This window comes from Azospirillum sp. TSO35-2, assembly GCF_003116095.1.
In the GTDB taxonomy this organism is placed as follows: domain Bacteria; phylum Pseudomonadota; class Alphaproteobacteria; order Azospirillales; family Azospirillaceae; genus Azospirillum.
This window is the reverse complement of the sequence record NZ_LGRA01000008.1, coordinates 143,473-162,957: the sequence shown is the minus strand read 5'-3', so window position 1 is coordinate 162,957 and position 19,485 is coordinate 143,473. Positions and strand designations below refer to the sequence as shown.

Below are 19,485 nucleotides of genomic sequence, written 5' to 3'. Positions count from 1 at the left end.
AGGAACGATATGGGGATCAATCGCCGCCGGGGCTCGTCGCCCAGGGCCGGCCGGCCATCGCGCGCAGGGCCTCGCTGCGCTCCACCGCCTCGCGGAAGCCGGCCAGCGGGAACCGCACCTCCGTTTTCCCGCCCGCCGGCGACTGGCCGACGATGGAGATTTCCGGCGCCGGGGCGATCTTCTCCACCATGCGGCGGTTGATCTCGGGATCGGTCACCGCGCAGGTGTTGGTCTCGAACCGGTAGGGCTTGCAGGGGGAGTCCGGCTTGAACACCGCCCGGTCGGACCAGACCCGCACCAGCTTGTCGAGATCCAAAGCCTCGGCGGCGACCCGGAAGCGCAGCCCCTCGCGCCAGCGATCGGTCGAGCGCAGCCAGACCAGCCGCGCCGTGCGGTCGTTGATGCCGCGGCTGGACAGCTCGCACTCCACCTGTCGGGTGGCGGTCCAGACCTGGCAATAGAGCCGCCAGGACTTGAAGGTTTCGTCGAACTCCCGGAAGGGCCGGTCGTCGGTGGCGGTGGCGGTGGCGGTGGCGGTGGCTGGCTGCGCGCTCGCCGGCAGCATGGCGGCGATCAGCATCGCCAGGGCGAGGATCAAACGCTGTCCGTGGCGGGCGCCGGTCATGGGACGGTCCTGTGGTCTTGGTGGTGCATCGACGGAGGCGGGCGTTGCCCCCTCCCTAACCCTCCCCCGCTCTCAGCGGACCGAAGGTCCGTCTGACGCGGCAGCGCCAGCGTAGCTGGCGCGAGAGCGGCGGGAGAGGGGACTGCCGCCGCACTGCACATTTGGCCCTCTCCCGCTGACAAGCGGGGGAGGTAGGGACCCGCTCGCAAGAGCGGGAGGGAGGGGGCAAACACCCCCGGAACAGTAACGACACATGCATCTGCTCGCCGCCCGTCAGGACGAACTCGACGCCGGCCCCCAGGCGGAAGACCTGGGGCAGACGCCGGCCGACCTCGTCATGCTGTCCTTTTCCGACAGCGACCTGACCGCGCTCGCCGCCGCGTGGCGAGCCGACCGCGACCGCTTGCCCACGCTGCGCCTGGCCAACCTCAACCGCCTGGGCCACCCGCTCTCGGTCGACCTCTACGCCGACAGCGTCGTTGCGAAGGCGAAACTGGTGGTGCTGCGCCTGTTGGGCGGCAGCGGCTATTGGCGCTACGGCCTCGACCGCCTGTCCAGCTTGTGCCGGGAGCGCAACATCCCGCTGGCCGTCCTGCCGGGGGAGGCGCAACCCGATCCCAACCTGACCGCCTACGGCACCGTCCCGCAGGACACCGCCGACCGGCTGTGGCGCGGCTTCACCGAGGGCGGCCCCGCCAACATGGGCCATCTGCTGGCCTGCGCCGCCACCCTGGCCGGCACGCCGTTGGCCTTCGAGGACCCGGCCCCGGTGCCGCGCTTCGGCGCCTATGACGGCTGGTCCGGCGCCGTCGATCAAGACGCCCCGGTCGCCACGGTGGTGTTCTACCGCTCCCACCTGCTGGCCGGCGACCTCGCGCCGATCCACGCGCTGTGCGACGCGCTGGCCGAACGCGGCCTCGCCCCCCGCCCGCTGTTCGTCGCCAGCCTGAAGGAGCCGGACTGCGCCGCCTGGATGCGCGCCAGCCTGACCGCCCAAGGCGCCGCCGTGGTCGTCAACACCACCGCCTTCTCCGCCGCGCGCAACGACGGCTCGCCGCTGGAGGCCAACGGCACGCCGGTCCTGCAAGCCATCCTGTCGACCACGCCGGAAGCCGGCTGGCGCGCCTCGTCGCGCGGGCTGGGGCCGTCCGACCTCGCGATGAACGTCGTGCTGCCGGAGATGGACGGCCGCATCATCGCCCGCGCCATCGCCTTCAAGGCGGCGGGGGAGCCCGACCCCGACCTGCAATTCGCCGCCCCGACCCTGCGCCCGATCGCCGACCGGGTCGCCGTCACCGCCGACCTCGCCGCCGCCTGGGTCCGGCTGGCGCGCACGCCGCGGGCGGAGCGGCGGCTGGCGCTGGTGCTGTCCGACTACCCCGGCCCCGGCGGCGGCATCGGCCATGCGGTCGGGCTGGACAGCCCGGCCAGCACCGTCGCCATGCTCGCCCGGCTGTCCGCCGAGGGTTACACGCTGTCCGCCATCCCGGACGGCGGCGCCGCGCTGATGGACCGGCTGACCGCCGCCCCCACCCCCGCCCTGACGCTGGCCGAGTACGAGCGCCTCGCCCCGGCAGAGGTCCGCGCCCGCATCGCCGCGCAGTGGGGCGAGCCGGCCGCCGACCCGGCGGTGACCAACGGCGCCTTCGCCTTCCGCCTCCACCGCTGCGGCAACGCCGTGGTGGCGGTGCAGCCCAGCCGCGGCCATGGCCCGCTGACCACCGCCCAGCACCATGACCCCGACACCCCGCCCAGCCACGGCTATGTCGCCTTCCACCTCTGGCTTCGCCATGCGTTCGGCGCCCAGGCGCTGGTGCAGATCGGCGCCCACGGCACGCTGGAATGGCTGCCCGGCAAGGCGGTGGCGCTGTCGGCCGACTGCTGGCCGGAGATCGTCGGCGGCGCCCTGCCGGTGCTCTACCCCTTCATCGTCAACAACCCCGGCGAGGGGGTGCAGGCCCGTCGCCGGCTGGGTGCCGTGCTGATCGGCCACCTGACGCCGCCGCCGGTCGAAGCCGGGCTGCACGGCGACCTCGCCAGCCTGGAAACCGCCATCGACGAGTATTCCCAGGCGACCGGGCTCGACCCGCGGCGGCTCGGCATGCTGCGCGAGACGATCCTCGACCTCGCCTGGAAATCCGGCGTCGCCGCCGACTGCAATTTGCGGCCCGACGACGATCCCGACGCCATCCTGTCGCGCCTCGACGCCCATCTCTGCGACATCAAGGAGTTGCAGATCCGCGACGGCCTCCACGTCTTCGGCCTCAGCCCGGCGGGGGAGCGCCGCGACCGGCTGGCCGCCGCCGTCGCCCGCTCCGCCGACCCGACAACCATTGCAGCGGCGCTCGATGCCTGCGGCGAGGCCGAGATGGCGGCGCTGCTCGACGGGCTGGACGGCCGCTTCGTCCGCCCCGGCCCCGGCGGCTCGCCGGCGCGCGGGCGGGCCGACACGCTGCCGACCGGCCGCAACCTCTACGCCCTCGACCCGCGCGGGGTGCCGACGCCGACCGCCTGGACGCTGGGCTGGCAGGCGGCCGACGCGCTGATCACCCGCTATCTGCAGGACCATGGCGACTGGCCGCAGCGGCTGGTGGTCGATTGCTGGGGCACCCCCACCATGCGCACCGGCGGCGACGAGCTGGCCCAGGCGCTGGCCCTGCTCGGCGTGCGGCCGATCTGGGAGAACGGCTCCGGCCGCGTCACCGGCTACGAGATCATGCCGGCGGGCGTGCTCGGCCGGCCGCGGGTCGACGTGACGCTGCGCATCTCCGGCCTGTTCCGCGACGTCTTCCCGCAGCAGATCGCCCTGTTCGACCAGGCGGTGCGCGCCATCGCCGGACTGGACGAGGCCGACGACGTCAACCCGCTGGCGGCGACCGCCCGCGCCGAGGAAGCGCGTCTGGCCGCCGCCGGCACTCCGCCCGACGACGCCCGCCGCTGGGCCACCGCGCGGGTGTTCGGCGCCGCGCCCGGCGTCTACGGCACCGCGCTGTCCGGCATGATCGCGCGGGGCGACTGGCAGACCCAGGCCGATTTCGGCGCCGCCTATCTCGACGGCGGCTGCCACGCCTACGGCGCCGGGCTGGAGGGCTTGGCCCTGCCGGCGCAGTTCCGCCGCCGGGTCGGTGGCGCCGACGCCCTGGTCCACCATCAGGACCAGCGCGAGCACGACGTGCTGTCCACCGACGGCTTCATGCAGTTCGAGGGCGGTTTCGCCGCGGCGGCGGCGTTGGAGCGGTCCGAACCGGCGCTCTACCACCTCGACAGCGCCGACCCGGAGACGTTGGTCGTGCGCACGCTGGCGGAGGAGATCGCCCGCACGCTGCGCGGCCGCGCCGTCAACCCGCGCTGGATCGCCGGCATGATGCGCCACGGCTACCGCGGGGCGGCGGAGCTGGCGGCCAGCGTCGACACGCTGTTCGCCTTCGCCGCCACCACCGACGCGGTGCGCCCGGCCCATTTCGACCTGCTGTTCGACGCCTATGTCGAGGACCCGGCGGTGTGGGACTTCCTGTCGCAGGCCAACCCGGCCGCCGCCCGGCATATCGTGGCGCGCATGAGCGAGGCGCTCGACCGCGGCCTGTGGCATCCCCGCCGCAACTCCACCGCCGACGACCTCCGCCGCCTGGGGAAGACGGCCGCATGACCGGCATCCTGTCGACACGCAACCAGCCACGCCGCCGCGGCACCTGCCCCGGCGTGCTGGCGCCGATGGAGGTCGGCGACGGCTTCCTGCTGCGGGTGCGCGTGCCGGCCGGCGCGCTGCCCGCCGACCACGCCCGGCGCATCGCCGAGCTGGGAGATCGTTACGGCAACGGTCTGATCGACCTCAGCCACCGCGGCAACCTGCAAGTGCGCGGGGTGTCTTCGGAGGGGATCGGGCCGGTGACCGACGCCCTGCGCGCGATGGGCTACGTCGCCGACGACGCGGCGAGCGAGGCGGTCCGCAACGTCCTGTGCTCCCCCACCGCCGGGCTCGACCCGTGCGGGGTCGACGTACGGCCGGTGGCGCGTACACTGGACGTACGGCTGGCGGAGGACAGCGTACTGCACCGCCTGCCGCCGAAGTTCGGCTGGCTGGTCTGCGGTGGCGGCCTCGGCCATCTGGCGGACAGCAGCACGGATGTACGCTTCGACGCGCTGGACGGCGGGCGGTTCCAGGTGTCGCTGGGCGGCACGCTGGCGCAGGCGGCACCGCTGGGGCTGTGCCGGGCGGAGGACGTGGCGGATGTGGCCTCGGCGCTCGGCCGCGCCTTCCTGGACCTGCGCGCGGAACAACCCGAGCCGCCGCGCCGCATGGCGGGGCTGGTGGCTGCGATTGGGGTTGAACCGTTTATCTTGCGCCTCTCCACACCGATTTCTCCTCTCCCCCCCGCTTTCGCGCAAACGAAGTTTGCGCTGTCGCGGCAGGCGGACCAAAGGTCCGCTGAGAGCGGGGAGAGGATCAAGGTGAGGGGGACGCACCTCATGGATATCTTCGGCGGCGCCGAACCCCCTCATCCTAACCTTCTCCCCAGAGAGGAGAAGGAAATCAGCGTCGGAAAAGTGGTCGCCTTCCCCTTCGGCCGCCTGACCTGCGCCACCCTGTCCGCCCTGGCGTCCGTCTGCACCGAGATCCGCATCACTCCCTGGCGCGCCCTCCTTCTCGTCGACCCGACCGCGGACGCCGAAGCCACCGCGCGCGCCCGCGGCGCCATCCTCAGCCACACCGACCGCCGCCTGAAGCTGACGGCGTGCAGCGGCGTGCGTGGCTGCGACGTCGGCACCACCGACACCCACGCCACCGCGCTCGCCATCGCGGAGCGCGCAGGCCCCTTGCTGGACCGTGTCCGAATGGTGCATGTGTCGGGCTGCGCCAAGGGCTGCGCCCACCCCGGCGCCGCCGATGTCACGCTGACGGCGCGCGACGGGCTGTATGACGTCGCCGTCAACGCCAAGCCCGGCGACGCCCCGTTGCGCGCCGGCCTGTCCCCCGACGACGCGATCGCCTGCGTCGCCGGTCTGTCTGTTGAGGAGTTTTCCGGTGCCTGAGCCGCTCTACGACTACATCCGCGACGGAGCGGCCATCTACCGCCAGTCCTTCGCCACCATCCGGGCGGAGGCCGACCTGTCCGGCATCCCCGACGACCTGAAGCCGGTGGCGGTGCGCGTCATCCACGCCTGCGGCATGGTCGACGCCGCCCGGGACCTGCTGTTCTCCACCGACGTCGGCACCGCCGCCCGGACGGCGCTGCGCAACGGTGCCGCGATCCTCTGCGACAGCGAGATGGTGGCGCACGGCGTGACCCGCGCCCGCCTGCCGGCCGACAACCCGGTGGTCTGCACGTTGCGCGATGCCGCCGTGCCCGATCTGGCGAAGACCATCGGCAACACCCGCTCCGCCGCGGCGCTCGATTTGTGGGGCGAGCGACTGGGCGGGTCGGTGGTCGCCATCGGCAACGCGCCGACCGCGCTGTTCTACCTGCTGGAGCGGCTGGCGGCCGGCGCGCCGAAACCCGCCGCGATCCTGGGCTTCCCCGTCGGCTTCGTCGGCGCGATGGAAAGCAAGGAGGCGCTGGCCGCCAACCCCTTCGGCGTCCCCTATCTGGCGATCCGGGGCCGGCGCGGCGGCAGCGCCATGGCCGCCGCCGCCGTCAACGCCCTGGCGAGCGACGTCGAATGAGCAGCGACCTGACCCCTCCCGGCCGTCTTTACGGCGTCGGCGTCGGCCCCGGCGATCCGGAGCTGATGACGCTGAAAGCGGTGCGCACCATCGGGGCCTGCCCGGTCGTCGCCTATTTCTGCAAGCGCGGCACCAAGGGCCATGCCCGCCGCATCGCCGACGGCGCCATCACCGCCGACCACATCGAACTGCCGATGGTCTACCCGGTGACGGTGGAACTGCCGCCCGACCATCCGGAGTATGGCCGCCAGATCGAAGCCTTCTTCGATGAATCGGCGGAGCGCATCGCGGCCCATCTCGCCGCCGGCCGCTCGGTCGCCGCGCTGAACGAGGGGGATCCGTTCTTCTACGGCTCCTTCATGCATCTGTTCCTGCGGCTGTCGACCCGCTTCCCGACCGAGGTGGTGCCCGGCGTCACCAGCATGGTGTGCAGCGCCTCGCTGCTGCCGCGCCCGCTGATGCTGCGCGACGACGTGCTGTCGGTGATCCCCGGCACGCTGGACGAGGAGGCGCTGGTCCGCGCCCTGACCGCGGCCGACGCCTCGGTGGTGATGAAGCTGGGCCAGAACCTGCCGAAGGTCCGCCGCGCCATCGCCACCGCCGGTCTGGCCGAGCGCGCCTGGTACGTCGAGCGCGCCAGCATGGACGAGCAGCGCTTCATGCCGTTCCTGGAGGCGCCGGACGTCGCCCCCTACTTCTCGCAGATCGTCATTCCGGGCGAGGGCAAGCGCGGATGAGCGGCCAGGAGACGGTCAAAGTGGAGACAGGCGGCTGGCTGAAGGTGGTGGGGCTCGGCCCCGGCCCGGAGGACTGGCTGACGCCGGAGGCGCGGCGCGACCTGGCCGAGGCCACCGACCTCGTCGGCTATTTCCCCTATGTCGAGCGCGTGCCGGCCGGGCCGCAGGTGCGCCACGCCTCCGACAACCGGGTGGAGCTGGACCGCGCCCGCTTCGCGCTGGATCTGGCGGCGCAGGGCCGGCGGGTCGCGGTGGTGTCGGGCGGCGACCCCGGCATCTTCGCCATGGCCGCCGCGGTGTTCGAGGCGCTCGACGACCCGGAGGCGCCCGCGGCGTGGCGCGCGGTGCCGCTGTCGGTCGATCCCGGGGTGTCGGCGATGCAGGCCGCCGCCGCGCGGGCCGGGGCGCCGCTGGGCCATGATTTCTGCGCCATCTCGCTGTCCGACAACCTCAAGCCGTGGGAGGTGGTGCTGAAGCGCCTGCGGCTGGCGGCGGAGGCGGACTTCGTCATCGCGCTGTACAACCCGATCTCGCGCGCCCGGCCCTGGCAGTTGGGCGCGGCGTTCGACGCGTTGCGCGAGGTCCGCGCGCCCGACACTCCGATCGTGCTGGGCCGCGCCATCGGCCGCCCGGACGAGGCGCTGACCGTGACCACGCTGGGCGCGGTGCAGGCGGAGCAGGCCGACATGCGCACGCTGGTGATCATCGGCGCCTCGCACACGCGTCTGGTCCCGCGCGCCGACGGCGGCAGCTGGGTCTACACGCCCCGGCATTACCGGGGGTGAGGATGGGTGGCGGTCGCTGGTCGGACACACTTGCCCCCACCCCGACCCTCCCCCGCTGGGCGGGGGAGGGGGACTGGTGCATTTCCACAATGGCGGCGGCAATCCCCTCCCCCGCCCAGCGGGGGAGGGTTAGGGTGGGGGCCAAGGTCGAGGGGGCAGAAGCCTTAGCCCATCCCCTCCAGCCACTCCACCGCCTCGGCCACGCCGCGCAGTTCCGCCACCCCATTGCCCGCCGGCCGTTCGACCATCACCACCGGCAGCCCCAATTCCCGCGCGGCTTCCAGCTTCGCGTCGGTGGCGTGGCCGCCGCTGTTCTTGCTGACCACAACCTCGACGCCATGCGCCCGCATCAGCGCCAGTTCGCCGGCCAGCGTGAAGGGGCCGCGGTCGAGGATCAGGGTGGCGCGGGGCAGGGCCGGCATCGGTTCCGGCGGGTCGACGGCGCGGATCAGGTAGCGCTTGTCGGGCGTCGCCTCGAACGCCGCGACCTCCTGCCGGCCAATGGTCAGGAACACCGCGTCGCCCAGGTCGCGCACGGCCAGCGCCGCGACCGCCATGTCCGGCACGGCGATCCAGCGGTCGCGCGGCCCGGCCGCCCAGGCCGGGCGGGTCAGCAGCCGCAACGGCACGCCGGCCCGCGCGCAGGCCAGGGCGGCATTGGCGGAGATTTGCGCGGCGAAGGGGTGGGTGGCGTCGATCACCGCGGCGATGCCCTCGGCCCGCAGATAGTCGGCCAAGCCCTCCGCCCCGCCGAAGCCGCCGATGCGGGTCGGCAGCGGCGGCAGCACCGGGTTCTTCGTCCGTCCGGCCAGCGACACGCGGGCGTCGATGCGCGGATGGCCGGCCAGCCGCTTCGCCAGCGCCGTCGCCTCGGTCGTGCCGCCCAGAATCAGCGCCTTCAGCACCGCGTCCCCCTCCCCGTTTGTCAGGATCGGCGCCATGGATAGCATGGGAACCGCCCGTTGGCTCACCATCGTCGGCATCGGAGAGGATGGCTGGGACGGTTTGTCGCCCGCCGCCCGCGCCGCGGTCGAGCACGCCGCCGTGCTTTATGGCGGCACCCGCCATCTCGGACTGGTGCCGGCCGTTGCGGGACAGGAACGAGTCGCGTGGCCGTCGCCGATGACCGACGCCTTTCCCGGCCTGCTGGCTCGGCGCGGGCAGCGGGTGTGCGTGCTGGCGAGCGGCGATCCGTCCTGGTACGGGGTTGGGGCGACGCTGTCGCGCCTCGTTCCGGCTGCGGAAACGATGGTGATTCCCGCGCCTTCCGCCTTCAGCCTCGCCGCCGCGCGGCTGGGCTGGCCGCTGCAGGACTGCCGGTGCCTGACCCTGCACGGCCGCCCGCTGGAGCTGGTCGTTCCGCATCTGCAACCGAACGCAAAGCTTTTGGTTCTTTCCTGGGACGGAACGACTCCGGCCACGCTGGCGGCGCTGTTGCGGGCGCGCGGCTTCGGCGCCTCCCGCCTGAGCGTGCTGGAGGCGATGGGCGGCCCGCGCGAGGCCCGGCTGGAGGCCACCGCCGACACCTGGAGCACCGAGCGCGTCGCCGATCTCAACACCATCGCGCTGGACTGCGTCGCCGCCGCCGACGCCCGCGTGCTGCCGCTGGCGCCCGGCCTGCCCGACGACTGGTTCGACCATGACGGCCAGATCACCAAACGCGAGATCCGCGCCGTTACCCTGTCCTTCCTGGCGCCGCGCCGGGGCGAACTGCTGTGGGACGTCGGTGCCGGCTCGGGCTCGATCGGCATCGAGTGGATGCTGCGCGACCCGGCCAACCGCGCCGTCGCCGTCGAGCATCACGCGGAGCGCATCGCCCGCATCCTCGCCAACGCCGCCGCCTTCGGCGTGCCCGGCCTGACGCTGGCGCGCGGCAAGGCCCCGGCGGCGCTGGAGGGGCTGGAGCGGCCCGACGCGGTCTTCATCGGCGGCGGCCTGACCGCCGACGGCGTGCTCGATGCCTGCTGGAGCGCGCTGCCCCCCGGCGGGCGCCTCGCCGCCAACGCGGTGACGCTGGAGAGCGAGGCGGTGCTGATCGACGCCCATAAGCGCTTCGGCGGCGAGCTGTCGCAGATCGCGGTGTCGCGCGCCTCGGCGGTCGGCGGCTTCCGCGGCTGGCGCCCGCTGATGCCGGTCACGCTGTGGCGGGTGGAAAAGCCCCAAGCGGAGGTGGCATGGACCGCCTGATGATGGCCGATGATTCGCGGCTGTTCGGCCCGGTCTTCGTCGGGCTCGGCTGCCGCCGCGGCTGCGGCTGGGAGGAGATCGCCACCCTGGTCGCCGACGCCTTCGACGCCGCCGCCGTGCCCGACGAGGCCCGCCAACGGGCCGCGCTCGCCGCCCCGGCGCTGAAGGCCGACGAGCCGGGGTTGGCCGAGGCCGCCCGCGCGCTCGGCCTGCCGCTGCGCTTCATCGGCGAGGACGCGATGCTGGCGGCGCAGGACCGCGTCCACACCCGCTCCGCCACCGTTTTGGCGGCGGTCGGCCTCGCCTCGGTCGCGGAGGCGGCGGCGCTGGCGGCGGCCGGGCCGGGATCAGGCCTGCTGCTGCCCCGCCGCTCCACCCCGCGCGCCACCGTGGCGCTCGCCCTGCCCGCTGTTGCCCTGCCCTTCGTTCCGTTGTCGGAGACCCGTTCATGACCGTCCATTTCATCGGCGCCGGACCGGGGGCCCCCGACCTGCTGACGCTGCGCGGCCGCGACCTGATCGCCGCCTGCCCGGTCTGCCTCTACGCCGGCTCGCTGGTGCCGAAGGAGATCATCGCCCACGCGCCGCCCGGCGCCCGCATCGTCGACACCGCGCCGCTGACGCTCGACGCCATCGTCGCCGAGTTCAAGGCCGCCGACGCGGCGGGCCAGGACGTGGCCCGGCTGCACTCCGGCGACCTGTCGGTCTACAGCGCGCTCGGCGAGCAGACCCGGGCATTGCGCGAGTTGGGCATCCCCTACACCATCACCCCCGGCGTGCCGGCCTTCGCCGCGGCGTCGGCCGCGCTGGGGCGGGAACTGACCCTGCCGGAGGTCAGCCAGACGCTGATCCTGACCCGCACCGAAGGCCGTGCCTCGGCCATGCCGGCGAATGAGACGCTGGAGGTGCTGGGCGCGTCGGGCGCCACGCTGGCGATCCACCTGTCGATCCACGTCATCGCCAGCGTGGTGGAACGGCTGACCCCGCTCTACGGCGCCGACTGCCCGGCGGCGGTGGTCTACCGCGCGACCTGGCCCGATGAGCGGGTGCTGCGCGGCACGCTGGCCGACATCGCCGGACAGGTCGCCGCCTCGCCGATGGAGCGCACCGCGCTGATCCTGGTCGGCCCGGCCCTGGGGCACGAGGACTTCCGCTGCAGCGCACTGTACGACGGCAGCCACGTCCGCCGCTACCGGGGGCTGGGGGAGTGATTTTCCTCTTCCCCGGAAAACATCACCCTCTCCCGCCCCGGGAGAGGGAAGGGGCCCAAGCGAAGCTTGGGAAGGGTGAGGGGTGCGCCAAGGAACCATCCGGTTCGGGATTCTTGCCTAACCCCTCACCCTCCCCGCGCTCCGCGCGGGTCCCCTCCCTCTCCCGGGGCGGGAGAGGGCGCACAACCCACGATGCAGCCCTGGCGGTCGGTGACCAGCACCTCGACCGCCACCGGCGCATCCTCCAGCACCGCCTGCGCCGCCTGCCGTGCCAGCTCCGCCACATGGTCGGCCAGCGGCAGGCCGGCGGCCTCGGCCATGCCCAGCACCTGCGCGGCGGTGTTGGCGACCCGCGCGTCGGCGACCAGCTCCGGCCCGGCGCCCAGCTCGGCCAGCCGGTCGGCCAGCCAGTCGAGGTCGACGCTGTTGCGCTTGGAGTGCAGGTCCATCAGCCCGCGCGCCAGCTTGCCGAACTTGGCGAAGCCGCCGCACAGGGTCAGGCGCGGGAGCGGGTGGCGGCGCAGATACTTCAGCGTGCCGCCGACGAAATCGCCCATGTCGATCAGCGCCTGCTCGGTCAGGCCATAGCGCGCGACCACCGCCTGTTCCGACGCGTCGCCGGTGCAGGCGGCGACGTGGGTCAGGCCGGCGGCGCGGGCCACGTCGACGCCGCGCTGGATCGACGCGATCCAGGCCGCGCAGGAATAGGGCACGACGATGCCGGTCGTCCCCAGGATCGACAGGCCGCCGAGGATGCCGAGCCTCCCGTTCATCGTGCGCTTGGCGAGCTGCTCGCCATTCTCCACCCCAATCTCGACCACCAGGTCGGCGGGCTGGCCGGCCGCCGCCGCGGCCTCCCCCACCGCCTGGGCGATCATGCGGCGCGGCACCGGGTTGATCGCCGGCTCGCCGACCGGCAGCGGCAGGCCGGGCAGGGTCACGGTGCCGACGCCGGGGCCGGCGCAGAAGCCGACGCCGCTGCCGGCCGGGCCGCGCCACACCCGGGCCCGCACCAGCGCGCCGTGGGTCACGTCGGGGTCGTCGCCAGCGTCCTTCACCACGCCGGCCGCCGTCCACGGCCCCTCCGGCCCCTCGCCGCGCCCGGTGACCGCCAGCGCGAAGGCCGGCGTCTGGCCGCCGGGCAGGGTCACGGTGACCGGGTCGGGAAAGTCGTTGCCGAACAGCGCCTCGGCCGCCGCCCGCGCCGCCGCGGTGGCGCAGGTTCCCGTCGTCCAGCCGCGGCGCAAGGGTGTAGCATGCTCCGGCGTGCCACCGCTGCCGTCCGCCCCGTTCGCCTCCGCGCCCCCGTTCCTCTCCGAACCCGAGTCCGCGTCCATGTCGTTTGAGTCGTCCATTCCCGAATCCGTTCAGGTCCCCTTCGCCCCTGGCAGCGTCTGGCTGGCCGGCGCCGGCCCCGGCGACCCGGGGCTGTTGACCCTGCTGGCGCTGCAAGGTCTACGGCAAGCCGACGTCATCGTCCACGACGCGCTGGTCGGTGAACGGATCATGGCACTGGCCAGCCCGGCGGCAAGGCTGGAGTTCGCCGGCAAGCGCGGTGGCCGGCCCTCCGCCCACCAGGACGACATCACCAACCGCCTGATCGAACTGGCGCAGGAGGGCCACCGGGTGCTGCGGCTGAAGGGCGGCGACCCCTTCGTCTTCGGCCGCGGCGGCGAGGAGGCGCAGGCGCTGGCCTCCCACGGCATCCCCTTCCGCATCGTGCCGGGCCTGACCTCGGGCATCGCCGGCCCGGCCTACGCCGGCATCCCGGCGACCCACCGCGACACCAACCAGGCGGTGATCCTGGCGACCGGCCATTCGCTGGGCGGCGGGCCGGACTGGCGGGCGCTGGCGGCGACCGGGGCGCCGCTGATCCTCTACATGGCGTGGAAGGCGCTGCCGACCATCGCGGCGGAGCTGATGGCCGGCGGCCTGCCCGCCGGCACGCCGGTCGGCGTGGTGACGGAGGCGACGACCCCCGGCCAGAAGACCCTGGTCACCAGCCTCGGCGCCTGCGTCGCCGATCTGGCGGCGAGCGGGCTGGAGCCGCCGGCGATCATCGTCATCGGCGAGGTGGTGCGGCTGCGCCCGGCGCTGGACTGGCTGCCGGCGCAGCAGGCCAATCATGGCTAAGGGACTGGCCAAGGGCTTGATCATCGCCGCGCCAGCGTCGGGCTCGGGCAAGACCACGCTGACGCTGGGGCTGCTGGTGGCGCTGCGCGAGCGCGGGCTGGCGGTCGGGGCGGTGAAGTCGGGGCCGGACTACATCGACCCGGCCTTCCACCGCGCCGCCACCGGCCGGCCCAGCGTCAACCTCGACAGCTGGGCGATGGGTCCGGACCTGCTGGACGGGCTGGCCGCCCGCGCCGGCGACGGCGCCGACCTGCTGGTGTGCGAGGCGCTGATGGGCCTGTTCGACGGGGTCGCCGGCATCGGCGCCACCGGCACAGGCTCGACGGCGGAGATCGCGGCGCGCACCGGCTGGCCGGTGCTGCTGGTGGTCAACGCCAAGGGCCAGTCGCAGTCGGCCGCCGCCCTGGTCAAGGGCTTCGCCACCTACCGCGACGACGTCACCATCGGCGGCGTCGTGCTGAACAACGTCGGCAGCCCGCGCCACACCGCGCTGGCCGGCACCGCGATCGAGGCGCTGGGGATCCCGCTGCTGGGCGCCCTGCCCCGCGCCCCGGCCCTGACGCTGCCGGAACGCCACCTCGGCCTCGTCCAGGCCGACGAGACGGAGGGGCTGGGGGAGCGGCTGGCCGCGCTCGGCCGGTTCGTCGGCGAGCATGTCGACCTCGACCGCGTCGCCGCGCTGGCCCGGCCGTCGCGCGCCGGGACGGGGACCGACGCCCCGGCCCTGCCGCCGCTCGGCCAGCGGGTCGCCATCGCCCGCGACGCCGCCTTCACCTTCGCCTACCCGCACCTGATGGAGGGCTGGCGCGCCGCCGGGGCGGAGTTGCTGACCTTCTCGCCCCTGGCCGACGAGCCGCCGCCGGCGGACGCCGACGCCGTCTATCTGCCGGGCGGCTATCCGGAGCTGCACGCCGGCCGTCTGGCCGCCAACCACCGCTTCCACGCCGGCCTGCGCGCCGCGGCGGAGCGGGTGCCGGTCTTCGGCGAGTGCGGCGGCTACATGGTGATGGGGGAGACGCTGGAGGACGCCGACGGCGTCACCCACGCGATGGCCGGCCTGCTGGGCGTCCGCACCTCCTTCGCCAAGCGCAAGCTGCATCTCGGCTACCGCCGGGCGGAACTGCTGGCCGACGGGCCGCTGGGGCCGGCGGGCACAGTGCTGATGGGGCACGAGTTCCATTACGCCTCCACCCTCGGCCGCGGCGACGACGCGCCGCTGCTGAAGGCGACGGCGGCGGACGGCGGGGCGCTGGGCGACCTGGGCGGGCGGCGCGGGCTGGCGCTGGGGTCGTTCGTCCACCTGATCGCACGCGGTTGAACACACGGGGGGATAGCGGAATGGGCGACGCGTTCACCGAGGCGGAGCGCGACGCGCTCTACAAGGCGATCTTCTCCCGCCGCGACGTGCGCGGGCAGTTCCGCCCCGACCCGGTGCCGGACGAGGTGCTGAACCGGGTGCTGCTGGCCGCCCACCACGCGCCGTCGGTCGGCTTCATGCAGCCCTGGAACTTCATCGTCATCACCGACCAGGATGTGAAGTCCCGCATCCACGCCGACTTCGCCCAGGCCAACGAGGAGGCCGCCGCCCTGTTCGAGGGCGAGCGCCGCAACCTCTACAGCCGCCTGAAGCTGGAAGGCATCCGCGAGGCGCCGGTCAACCTCTGCATCACCTGCGACCGCGAGCGTGCCGGCCCGGTGGTGCTGGGCCGCACCCACATGCCGACGATGGACCTCTACAGCTGCGTCTGCGCCGTGCAGAATTTGTGGCTGGCCGCCCGCGCCGAGGGGCTGGGGGTGGGCTGGGTCAGCATCCTGCACGAGGACGCGCTGAAACAGGCACTGGGCATCCCCGAGCGCATCGTGCCGATCGCCTATCTGTGCCTGGGCACCGTCAGCCATTTCGAGACGACGCCGGAGCTGGAAACCAAGGGCTGGCGCCAACGCCTGCCGCTGGAGGATCTGGTGTTCCGCGACCGCTGGCAGGGGTAGGCGGCGCGTCGGCCCACCCCGTCGTCCTCCCCAAAAGAAAAAAGGCCGCGACAAGCGCGGCCTTCAAGTTTAGGGAGGAAACGCCCCGAGAATGGGCAAGGGCAGAGTATGCTGCGGCGCACACCAAGTGGTATTACCAATGCTGAATGGTAGCCATGCAGCGTCCGCATAGCCCTATGCGGCAATATGCATTGTCAGCAACACGAACCGCTGGCCGGTTACAAAAATTTCACAGAACCGCCGCGCCGGCGTCATCGCCCGCCCTACTATGCTTCGGTTTGCTACACCTCCCATGGGACACCACCCGCGGGGGTCGTGTGGCGTTGCGAAACACCCCGGTCGAGGAACGACGCGATGGCGATCCCAGTCCTGCGCAGCCTGACGCTGAAGCAGGCGATTCACGCGGCCCTCGCCGCCTTCGTCATCGGATTCGCCATCACCGCGGTGGAGTTCGCCTGGACCGCCACCCGTGAACGGACGGCGGCGCTGGGCCGGGCGGCCGATGTCGCCACGCTGCTCGACGGGCCGGCCGCCAACGCCGCCCGGACGCTAGACCGGGCGCTGGCGGAAGAGGTGCTGGACGGGGTGGTGCGGACCAACGCGGCCTGGGCGGAGATCCGGCTGGCCGACGGCGGGGTGCTGGCCCACCGCGAGCGGCCCCTGGCGCCGGCCGGGCTGCTGGAGCGCGCGGCGACGGCGCTGCTGTTCATCGACCAGCCGGTGGTCGCGCAGGCGCTGCGCGGGCCGGACGGCGCCACCGTCGCGCGGCTGGTCATCGGCATCGACACCGGCGCGGCGGCGGCCGGCTTCCTGGCCTACGCCTCGACCGCGCTGGTCGCCGGGACGCTGCGCAACCTGCTGATCGGGCTGGCGATGGCCGCGGTGTTCCACCGGCTGCTGACCCGGCCGCTGCTTCAGATCGGCCGCGCCGTGGCGGAGATCGACCCGGAGAAGCCCTATGGCCAGCCATTGGCGGTGCCGCCCGGTCATGCCGACGACGAGCTGGGCTACGTCATCGGCCGCTTCAACCAGACGCTGACCCTGCTCGACCGCGAGCATGCGGAGCTGCGGCGGATGGCGACCCGCTGCCCGCTGACCGGGCTGGCGAACCGGGCGCTGCTGCTCGACCGGCTGGACCACGCCATCGAACTGGCGGGCCGCGCCAATGGAGGAGCATCCGGACGGCTGGCGGTGCTGTATGTCGACCTCGACCGCTTCAAGCGGATCAATGACAGCCTGGGGCACAGCGTCGGCGACGCGCTGCTCTGCCGGGTGGCGGAGCGGCTGAGCGCCAGCGTGCGGCGCTGCGACACCGTCGGCCGGCTGGGCGGCGACGAGTTCCTGGTGGTGCTGGAGCGCGTCGCCGACGCCGAGGAGGCGGCGATGGTGGCCCGGCGGCTGCTGGACGCCCTGTCCGGCCTGCCGCTGGCGGCGGACCACCGCGTCCACATCACCGCCAGCATCGGCATCGCCCTTCATCCCGCCGGCGCGGGCAACACCGGGCCGGACAGCGCGGGACTGATGCGGATGGCCGACGCGGCGATGCAGACGGCCAAGGGCGAGGGCGGCAACCGCTTCGTCTTCCACACCCGCGACATGACCGACCGGGCGCTGGCCCGCCTGCGGCTGGAGGCCGGCCTGCGCGACGCCACGGCGCAAAAAGCCTTCGAGCTGGTCTACCAGCCGAAAATCGAGGCGGCGGGCGGCCGGCTGACCGGGTTCGAGGCGCTGATCCGCTGGCGCCACGACGGCGCCATGGTCCCCCCCGCCGACTTTATCCCGGTGGCCGAGGACACCGGCCTGATCATCGAGATCGGCCGCTGGGTGCTGGAGGAGGCCTGCCGCACGGCGACGCGCTGGGCACTGGACCATGGGCCGGTGCCGGTGGCGGTCAACGTCTCCGCCCGCCAGCTCGCCGACCCCGGCTTCGCCCGGCTGGTCGAGCAGCTGTTGCAACGCCACGGCACCCCGCCCGGCCTGCTGGAGCTGGAGATCACCGAAACCGTCATCATGAAGGACGTCCACCATCATCTGCCGACGCTGAACCGGCTGCGGGCGCTGGGGGTGCGGATCGCCATCGACGATTTCGGCACCGGCTATTCCTCGCTGGCCTATCTGCGGCAGTTGCCGGTCGATGTGCTGAAGATCGACCGCAGCTTCGTCAACGACCTGCCGCACGCGCCCGACATCGCCTCCACCGTCATCGCGCTCGCCCAGCGCCTGCTGCTGTCCACGGTGGCGGAAGGGGTGGAGACCATGGAACAGCGGCGCTGGCTGGCCGAGGCCGGCTGCGACTGCCTGCAGGGCTATCTGATCTCGCGGCCGCTGTCGGCCGACGCGGCCGAAGCGATGGTGATGACGGCGTTCGCCTGCAACGAGGCGCTGCCGCTGTCGGCGTGAAACCCATGTTCGTTCGTTATTCGCACATCATTGATAATCCTCGCCCATCCATTCTCATCAGGATGACCTGATATTCCGCAGCGTGGGTTGCGACCGCGTGGCATGGGTCCTTATGAGTATTTTTAAAGAAGAAAAGCACCGCTTTGGGAACGGATCGTTCACCTGGCGCACCAAAAAAGCACATTCATAAGGAACGCCCGATGTACCGAGATCGCATTCGCCTGAAATCCCTGTGGGGCAAGGTGGTGACGCCGGAGGAAGCCGCCTTCCTCATCAAGGACGGCATGACCATCGGCATGAGCGGCTTCACCCGCGCCGGCGACGCCAAGGCGGTGCCGCTGGCGCTGGCCGAGCGGGCCGCGTCGGAAAACATCAAGATCACGCTGATGACCGGCGCCTCGCTGGGCAACGACGTCGACCGCATCCTGACCGAGGCCGGTGTTCTGTCGCGCCGCCTGCCCTTCCAGGCCGACCCGGTCCTGCGCAAGGCGATCAACCGCGGCGAGGTGATGTTCGTCGACCAGCACCTGTCGGAAACGGTGGAACTGCTGCGCTCGCGCCAGATGGGTCCGGTCGACGTCGCGGTGATCGAGGCCTGCGCCATCACCGAGAATGGCGGCATCGTGCCGACCACCTCGATCGGCAATTCGGCGACCTTCGCCATCCTGGCCGAGAAGATCATCATCGAGCTGAACCTGACCCAGCCGCTGGATCTGGAGGGGATGCACGACGTCTACATCCCGACCCGCCGGCCGTTCCGCGAGCCGATCCCGGTGGTGACGGCGGAAAGCCGCGCCGGCCTGCCCTACATCCCGATCGACCCGTCGAGAATCGCCGCCATCGTGGTGACCCGCAAGCAGGACAGCTCCGCCAGCATCCTGCCGCCGGACGACGAGACCAACGCGATTGCCGGTCATCTGATCGAGTTCCTCGGCCACGAGGTCAAGCTGGGCCGGATGGGCCGGTCGCTGGCGCCGTTGCAGGCCGGCATCGGCACCATCGCCAACGCGGTGCTGCACGGGCTGATCGACGGGCCGTTCCACGACCTGACCATGTACAGCGAGGTGTTGCAGGACAGCACCTTCGAACTGTTCGACGCCGGCAAGCTGAACTTCGCCTCGGGCTCCTCGATCACGCTCAGCGCCGGCAAGTATGCCGAGGTGCTGCCGAAGATCGGCTCCTACAAGGGCCGGCTGCTGCTGCGCCCGCAGGAGATCTCCAACCATCCGGAGGTGATCCGGCGGCTGGGCGTCATCGGCATCAACACGGCGCTGGAGTGCGACATCTACGGCAACGTCAACTCCACCCACGTCAACGGCACCCAGATGATGAACGGCATCGGCGGCTCGGGCGATTTCGCGCGCAACAGCCACCTCGCCATCTTCGTCACCAAGTCGCTGGCCAAGGGCGGCGCCATCTCCAGCGTCGTGCCGATGGTCACCCATGTCGACCACAACGAACACGACGTTGACGTGCTGGTGACGGAGGTCGGGCTGGCCGACCTGCGCGGGCTGGCGCCGCGCGAGCGGGCGGAAACCATCATCCGCAACTGCGTCCACCCCAGCTACCGCGAGCTGGCGGCGGACTATCACCGCCGGGCGCTCCAGCGCGGCGGCCACACCCCGCACCTGCTGGAGGAAGCCTTCGCCTGGCACACCCGGTTCCAGCAGTCCGGCAGCATGATGCCGAAGGCGCTGGCCGCCGAATAAGCAGCCCTCAAAAAACGGGCGGGCCGCGGAATGCCGCGGCCCGTTCCC

The 19,485-nt window shown here is 72.7% G+C and carries 16 protein-coding genes; 13 read left to right on the top strand and 3 right to left on the bottom strand.

The features are described from left to right. Positions 1-16: 16 nt before the first annotated feature. Positions 17-625, bottom strand: a complete 609-nt coding sequence (locus TSO352_RS02215; RefSeq protein ID WP_109105757.1) for a hypothetical protein — start codon at positions 623-625, stop codon at positions 17-19. 253 nt (positions 626-878) lie between these two features. Here TSO352_RS02215 and cobN point away from each other — a divergent pair, with 253 nt between their 5' ends. Genes cobN through cobJ form a run of 5 tightly spaced genes read left to right on the top strand, consistent with a single transcriptional unit; the run spans position 879 to position 7,809 of the window. Then, entirely contained in the window at positions 879-4,271 is a 3,393-nt protein-coding gene (gene cobN / locus TSO352_RS02210; protein WP_109105756.1) for a cobaltochelatase subunit CobN, read from the top strand. Next, positions 4,268-5,656: a precorrin-3B synthase gene (gene cobG / locus TSO352_RS02205; protein WP_109105755.1), complete on the top strand. Its 1,389-nt coding sequence runs from the start codon at positions 4,268-4,270 to the stop codon at positions 5,654-5,656. Before cobN ends, cobG begins: the two co-directional genes overlap by 4 nt. Further along, complete coding sequence (locus TSO352_RS02200) at positions 5,649-6,287, top strand: precorrin-8X methylmutase (protein ID WP_109105754.1); 639 nt, start codon at positions 5,649-5,651, stop codon at positions 6,285-6,287. The genes cobG and TSO352_RS02200 overlap by 8 nt, the downstream gene beginning before the upstream one ends. Continuing rightward, positions 6,284-7,024 carry a precorrin-2 C(20)-methyltransferase gene (locus TSO352_RS02195; RefSeq protein WP_109105753.1) on the top strand — a complete coding sequence of 247 codons (741 nt, stop codon included), beginning with the start codon at positions 6,284-6,286 and terminating at the stop codon, positions 7,022-7,024. Before TSO352_RS02200 ends, TSO352_RS02195 begins: the two co-directional genes overlap by 4 nt. A 20-nt stretch (positions 7,025-7,044) precedes the next feature. Further along, a complete protein-coding gene (gene cobJ / locus TSO352_RS02190) occupies positions 7,045-7,809 on the top strand; it encodes a precorrin-3B C(17)-methyltransferase (RefSeq protein ID WP_247871850.1) in 765 nt (254 codons plus the stop codon). A 164-nt stretch (positions 7,810-7,973) separates the two neighbouring features. On the opposite strand, the gene TSO352_RS02185 is transcribed toward cobJ, so the two are convergent. Beyond that, a complete protein-coding gene (locus TSO352_RS02185) occupies positions 7,974-8,759 on the bottom strand; it encodes a cobalt-precorrin-6A reductase (protein ID WP_109105751.1) in 786 nt (261 codons plus the stop codon). On the opposite strand from TSO352_RS02185, the gene cbiE reads away from it, so the two are divergent. From cbiE to cobM, 3 genes are read left to right on the top strand one after another with little or no spacing between them, the layout of a single operon-like run. Beyond that, positions 8,758-9,996 carry a precorrin-6y C5,15-methyltransferase (decarboxylating) subunit CbiE gene (gene cbiE / locus TSO352_RS02180; RefSeq protein ID WP_109105750.1) on the top strand — a complete coding sequence of 413 codons (1,239 nt, stop codon included), beginning with the start codon at positions 8,758-8,760 and terminating at the stop codon, positions 9,994-9,996. The two genes, TSO352_RS02185 and cbiE, sit on opposite strands and share 2 nt — an antisense overlap. Next, on the top strand, positions 9,984-10,448 hold the full coding sequence (locus TSO352_RS02175; protein ID WP_109105749.1) for a cobalamin biosynthesis protein: 465 nt from the start codon (positions 9,984-9,986) through the stop codon (positions 10,446-10,448). The genes cbiE and TSO352_RS02175 overlap by 13 nt, the downstream gene beginning before the upstream one ends. After that, positions 10,445-11,206: a precorrin-4 C(11)-methyltransferase gene (gene cobM, locus TSO352_RS02170; RefSeq protein ID WP_109105748.1), complete on the top strand. Its 762-nt coding sequence runs from the start codon at positions 10,445-10,447 to the stop codon at positions 11,204-11,206. The genes TSO352_RS02175 and cobM overlap by 4 nt, the downstream gene beginning before the upstream one ends. Positions 11,207-11,331: 125 nt before the next feature. Here cobM and TSO352_RS02160 read toward each other — a convergent pair whose 3' ends face one another. After that, complete coding sequence (locus tag TSO352_RS02160; protein ID WP_247871849.1) at positions 11,332-12,543, bottom strand: cobalt-precorrin-5B (C(1))-methyltransferase; 1,212 nt, start codon at positions 12,541-12,543, stop codon at positions 11,332-11,334. Between TSO352_RS02160 and cobA the strand changes: the two genes are divergently transcribed. The 5 genes from cobA to TSO352_RS02135 all read left to right on the top strand — a co-directional run bounded on the left by cobA (position 12,542) and on the right by TSO352_RS02135 (position 19,437). Continuing rightward, positions 12,542-13,339 carry a uroporphyrinogen-III C-methyltransferase gene (gene cobA, locus TSO352_RS02155; protein WP_109105746.1) on the top strand — a complete coding sequence of 266 codons (798 nt, stop codon included), beginning with the start codon at positions 12,542-12,544 and terminating at the stop codon, positions 13,337-13,339. The two genes, TSO352_RS02160 and cobA, sit on opposite strands and share 2 nt — an antisense overlap. Beyond that, positions 13,332-14,657 (top strand): cobyrinate a,c-diamide synthase, encoded by a 1,326-nt coding sequence (locus TSO352_RS02150; protein ID WP_109105745.1) that lies wholly within the window; start codon positions 13,332-13,334, stop codon positions 14,655-14,657. Before cobA ends, TSO352_RS02150 begins: the two co-directional genes overlap by 8 nt. Positions 14,658-14,677: 20 nt before the next feature. Further along, a complete protein-coding gene (gene bluB / locus TSO352_RS02145) occupies positions 14,678-15,328 on the top strand; it encodes a 5,6-dimethylbenzimidazole synthase (RefSeq protein ID WP_109105744.1) in 651 nt (216 codons plus the stop codon). Positions 15,329-15,682: 354 nt separating this feature from the next. Continuing rightward, the gene (locus tag TSO352_RS02140; protein ID WP_109105743.1) at positions 15,683-17,728 is read left to right on the top strand and encodes a GGDEF domain-containing phosphodiesterase; all 2,046 of its coding nucleotides are present in this window, start codon (positions 15,683-15,685) and stop codon (positions 17,726-17,728) included. Between the two features lie 200 nt (positions 17,729-17,928). Continuing rightward, a complete protein-coding gene (locus TSO352_RS02135; protein WP_109105742.1) occupies positions 17,929-19,437 on the top strand; it encodes an acetyl-CoA hydrolase/transferase family protein in 1,509 nt (502 codons plus the stop codon). Positions 19,438-19,485 lie beyond the last annotated feature (48 nt).